The sequence below is a fragment of the Intestinibacter sp. genome (genome assembly GCF_051866655.1).
Taxonomy (GTDB): Bacteria; Bacillota; Clostridia; order Peptostreptococcales; family Peptostreptococcaceae; genus Intestinibacter.
In genome coordinates this window covers 1-5,192 of record NZ_JBJDXL010000182.1, presented here as the reverse complement: position 1 = coordinate 5,192, position 5,192 = coordinate 1, and the positions used below count along the sequence as shown (strand labels likewise).

The following is a 5,192-nucleotide window of genomic DNA, read 5'->3' as shown; positions in this document are numbered from 1 at the left end:
ATTTTCCAGATGAAATAAAAGAAAAAGCAACTTCTTTATATAAAGAAAACTATCAAATATCTAGAGTAGATATAGTAAGACAGTTTTGTATAGAATTTGAGGAATTATATAAGGAATATATATTAGATGGAAATAAAGAAAATACTTTAGAGATATGTAGAAAATACTCACCTATAATAAATAAAGAAGTATATATTATAAAAAATAATAAAAAAGAACTAGTAAAATGCATAGATATAAATGATAGTGGAAATTTAATTATTAAAGAGAGAAACGGTCAAATAAAAGAGATAATGTCAGGTGAAATTTCAATAAGAGGAGTGAAGGGCTATGTATAATAATATATTAGATGTAAAAGGTTTAAAAGTAGGACAAGCACAAAATGAAGACGCACTTACAGGATGTACAGTAGTTATATGCGAAGAAGGAGCTACTTGCGGTGTAGATGTAAGAGGAGCTGCTCCTGGTACTAGAGAAACTGATTTACTTGATCCAGTGAATACTGTTCAAAAGGTAAATGCAGTTGTTTTATCAGGAGGTTCTGCATTTGGATTAGAGAGTACATGTGGAGTAAGTCAGTATTTAGAAGAACATAATATAGGATTTGATTCAGGTGTTTGCAATGTTCCTATAGTAGTAGGTGCTGTATTATTTGATTTAGGAGTAGGAGATTATAAAATAAGACCTGATAAAAAAATGGGATACGAAGCTTGTTTAAATGCTAGTGAAACTACCTTGAAACAAGGAAACTACGGTGCAGGATGTGGAGCTACTGTAGGAAAAATAAGAGGACCAGAGTTTGTAACTAAGAGCGGAATAGGTAGTTATTCTATAAAATTAAATAATGGAATAGTAGTATCTGCACTAGTAGCAGTAAATGCACTAGGTGATGTGTACGAAAATGGAAATGTAATCGCCGGTGCATTAAATGACAACAAGACAGAGTTTTTAAACAGTTACAATCTTATGAAACAGGGTGTAACAAAGGGTGGCTTCAGTATAGACAATACTACAATCGGAATTATAGCAACTAATGCGAAATTAGACAAAGCTCAATGCAAAAAAATATCTCAAATGGCACATGACGGATATGCAAGAGCTATATTCCCTATTCATACTCCTCACGATGGAGACACTATATTTACTATGGCGACAGGTGAGATAGAAACAGGTGCGGACTTAACTTTAATAGGATCTATTGCAGTTGAAGTTATGGAAAAAAGCATAATAAATGCAGTAAAAAACGCAAAAGGAATTAATGGAATACCTTCATACAATGAATTACATGCTGAAATACTAGTTAAATAGAACTTAATGTTTGACAAATTATGAAACTATTTTGATATAATATCAAAAATATACATCATAAAAAATATTTATGGATAAGATAAAAAAATAACAAAAAAAATGTAAGATTGTTGACAATATAGGTACCTGCTGATAAAATTGATTTGTTACAGCAGGCATTCTCAAAAGAGGAGTCTGACTATAAAGGGTAAAAAGTGTAACAAAATAATTTTAGAAGTCCGGCATCCAAAGGAGCTGGAACGGAGGTTAATATTATGATGAACGTGCAAGCATCAGCACAAAGAAAAGTAAATGTTAGAAGAATGGCAGTAATATCTGTATTGTCAGCAATATCAATTGTATTATCTATGATTCCTTTTGTTGGTTATATAAAACTTGGACCAGTTGACGCAACTATAATGCATGTGCCTGTTATAATAGGTGCAGTAGTAGAAGGTCCATTAGTTGGAGCAGCAGTAGGTCTAATATTCGGTTTAACAAGTCTATTTAAAGCATTCACAGAACCATCAATTGCATCATTTTGTTTTATGAATCCAATTATATCAGTATTACCAAGAATATTAATTGGTGTAGTTGCATATTATGTATATGCATTAATGTATAAAATAAGCAAAAGAGTTTATTTATCTGGATTTGTTGCAGGGGTATTAGGTTCTTTAACAAATACAATTGGAGTTATGGGATTAATTTATATTATATATGCAGATAAATATATGCAAGCAATTGGACAATCAGGAAACGCTGGTAAATATATTTTAGCAATATGTGCAACTAATGGTATACCAGAAGCTATAGTAGCAGGTATTTTAGTAGCAGCAGTTGCAGTAGTCATGATTAGAAAAAGCAAAAAATAGAAAGAAGGTTTATATAAATGCTATTAGTATTTGATGTTGGAAATACAAATATGGTTTTAGGTATCTATGAAGATGATACATTAACTAACAGCTGGAGAATAAATACCGATCATCAAAAAAGCTCAGATGAATACGGTATGTTAATAAATAGCTTATTTGAATATCATAAGATAAATATGAGAGATATAAAAAATATTATAATATCATCAGTAGTTCCTGATGTTATGCATTCTCTTGAAAATTTTTGTAAAAAATACTGTGGAGTTGAGCCATTAATAGTAGGACCAGGAATAAAAACTGGACTAAATATAAAATACGATAATCCAAAACAAGTTGGAGCTGACAGAATAGTAAATGCAGTTGCAGCTATAGAAAAATATGGTTCTCCATTAATAATAGTTGACTTCGGTACAGCCACTACATTCTGTGCAATATCAGAAAAAGGAGAATATCTTGGAGGTTCAATTTGTCCAGGAATTAAAATATCAAGTGAAGCATTGTTCCACGAAGCATCTAAATTACCTAGAGTTGAATTAACTAAGCCAGGAATGACAATTTGTAAAAATACAGTATCAGCAATGCAAGCTGGTATAATTTATGGATATGCAGGAATGGTCGAAAAATTAATTTCTATGATAAAAAAAGAATTAGGTAGTGATGATGTAAAAGTCATCGCAACAGGTGGTCTTGCTACACTTATAGACTCAGAAACTGATAGCATAGATTATATCGATAAGGATTTAACTTTAGAAGGGTTAAAGCTTATATATGAAAAAAATAAAGAATAGAAACTAAAAGACTGTCTCAATAATAAAGAGGCGGTCTTTTTTAAGGGATAAATTTATAAAAAAATTAAAATTTATCAAAAAGAATATAGTATATTTTAATTTTTTGTAATAATATATTAGAAGTGGTTAATAATGAATTAAAGCGATTAATAAAACTTTTAAATAAAGGAGCATGAGGATGAACATAGGAAATGTAAGTCTTGATAATAGGGTTTTTCTATCTCCTATGGCAGGAGTAACAGATCTTCCTTTTAGATTAATATGTAAGCAAAAGGGCTGCGGAATGCTTTATACAGAAATGATAAATGCAAAAGCACTTTGTTATAATGATGAAAATACTAAGAAAATGACTAAAATAGAAGATGAGGAGCACCCAATTGCGATTCAAATTTTTGGTTCAGAGCCAGAATATATGGGAAGAGCAACTGAAATACTAAATTCTCATCCAAATGAAATACTAGATATAAATATGGGATGTCCAGCACCTAAGGTAGTAAAAAACGGTGATGGCTCAGCATTAATGAGAAATCCCAAATTAGCAGAAGAGGTCATGAGAGCTGTAGTAGAAAATTCTACAAAGCCGGTGACGTTGAAAATAAGAAAAGGCTGGGATGATCAAAGTATAAATGCAGTTGAAATAGCTAAAATAGCTGAGCAATCTGGAATAAGTGCAGTGGCAATACACGGCAGAACTAGAGAACAATATTATTCAGGAAACGCAGATTGGGATATAATAAAAGAGATAAAAGATGCTATATCTATACCTGTAATAGGCAATGGAGATGTATTTGAGATAGAAGATGCAATAAATATGTTAGAAAAAACAAATTGTGATGCTATAATGATAGGTAGGGGCGCTCAAGGAAATCCTTGGATATTTAATAGAATAAATCACTATATGGAAACAGGAGAGATTTTACCTAAGCCAACTGCTGAAGAAAAAATAAACACAGCGATAGAACATATGAAGCTTGCAGTTGAAGAGCATGGAGAATATGTAGCTGTCAGAGAAATGAGAAAGCATATAGGTTGGTATATAAAAGGTTTAAAAAATTCAGCTAGATATAGAGATGAAATTAATAAATTAACTGATAGTGAAGGTGTAATAATGAAGTTAAGGGAGTTATCCTTGACACAATCCCGTTAGTGACTTATAATATAGCGCATAAATTAGTTAGAACGAATAAAAGGAAACAATAAATATAAGGAAAATTATAATTTATTAGAAAATAGAGAGTAAAAGGAGTTGTTAAATTATGGAAGAAAAGCAAGAGTTACTTACACAAGAGGGTTATGATAAGCTTGAACAAGAATTAGAATACTTAAAAACAGTAAAAAGAAAAGAAGTTGCAGAAAGATTAAAAATTGCTATAGGTTTTGGGGACTTATCAGAAAATGCTGAATATGATGAAGCTAAAAATGAACAAGCAAAATTAGAAGAACAAATAATAAAGCTTGAAGAAAAATTAAGAAATGCAGTTGTTCTAGATGAAAGTCAAATAGATGTTAATATTGTAACTGTAGGTTCAATAGTTAAATTATATGATTATGATTTTGAAGAAGAAGTTGAATATACAATTGTAGGTTCTTCTGAAGCTGATCCATTCGAAGGGAAAATATCTAATGAATCACCAGTAGGAAAAGGACTAATAGGTGCTAGAGTAGGTGAAGAACTAGAAATACAAGCACCAGACGGAGTAGTTAAATTCAAAGTTTTAGAAATAAATAGATAGAAGAGGGAGGAACAAATGAGTAAACATCAACAAAAGAATATAGAAACACAAGAAGAACTTAGTGAAGTATTACAAGTTAGAAGAGATAAATTACAAAATCTTATAGACATGGGAAGAAACCCATTTGAACAAACACAATACGATGTAAACGATTATTCAATGAATATAAAAAATAACTTCGAAGCTAAAGAAGGTCAAACTGTAAGAATAGCAGGTCGTATTATGAGCAAAAGAATCCAAGGTAAAGCTGGATTTATAGATATACAAGATTCTCAAGGTAGAATACAATGCTACGTTAGAAAAGACGCTATAGGTGAAGAAGAATACCCTGTCTTCAAGACATATGATATAGGTGATATTATAGGTGTTGAAGGTACTGTATTTAAAACAAAAAGAGAAGAAATATCAGTAAAAGCAACAAGTATAGTATTATTATCTAAATCATTACAAATACTACCAGAAAAATTCCATGGATTAAAAGACCCAGATTTAAGATATAGACAAAGATA

At 30.8% G+C, this 5,192-nt stretch carries 6 protein-coding genes and 1 pseudogene; all 7 read left to right on the top strand.

From position 1 onward, the window contains the following. Positions 1 to 338, top strand: a pseudogene (locus ACI3VO_RS05540) (biotin--[acetyl-CoA-carboxylase] ligase); the annotation flags it as partial. Then, positions 331 to 1,308 carry a P1 family peptidase gene (locus ACI3VO_RS05535; RefSeq protein ID WP_439756954.1) on the top strand — a complete coding sequence of 326 codons (978 nt, stop codon included), beginning with the start codon at positions 331 to 333 and terminating at the stop codon, positions 1,306 to 1,308. The pseudogene ACI3VO_RS05540 and the gene ACI3VO_RS05535, both read left to right, overlap by 8 nt. A 254-nt stretch (positions 1,309 to 1,562) precedes the next feature. Continuing rightward, the gene (locus ACI3VO_RS05530) at positions 1,563 to 2,162 is read left to right on the top strand and encodes an ECF transporter S component (RefSeq protein WP_439756953.1); all 600 of its coding nucleotides are present in this window, start codon (positions 1,563 to 1,565) and stop codon (positions 2,160 to 2,162) included. Positions 2,163 to 2,179: 17 nt separating this feature from the next. Further along, positions 2,180 to 2,950 (top strand): type III pantothenate kinase, encoded by a 771-nt coding sequence (locus tag ACI3VO_RS05525; RefSeq protein WP_439756952.1) that lies wholly within the window; start codon positions 2,180 to 2,182, stop codon positions 2,948 to 2,950. 178 nt (positions 2,951 to 3,128) lie between these two features. After that, positions 3,129 to 4,097, top strand: coding sequence for a tRNA dihydrouridine synthase DusB (gene dusB / locus ACI3VO_RS05520; protein WP_439756951.1), 969 nt, complete (start codon positions 3,129 to 3,131; stop codon positions 4,095 to 4,097). Between the two features lie 109 nt (positions 4,098 to 4,206). Then, positions 4,207 to 4,683 (top strand): transcription elongation factor GreA, encoded by a 477-nt coding sequence (gene greA, locus ACI3VO_RS05515; RefSeq protein ID WP_439756950.1) that lies wholly within the window; start codon positions 4,207 to 4,209, stop codon positions 4,681 to 4,683. Between the two features lie 15 nt (positions 4,684 to 4,698). After that, a partial coding sequence (locus ACI3VO_RS05510) for an OB-fold nucleic acid binding domain-containing protein (RefSeq protein ID WP_439756949.1) occupies positions 4,699 to 5,192 on the top strand: 494 nt, incomplete at its 3' end.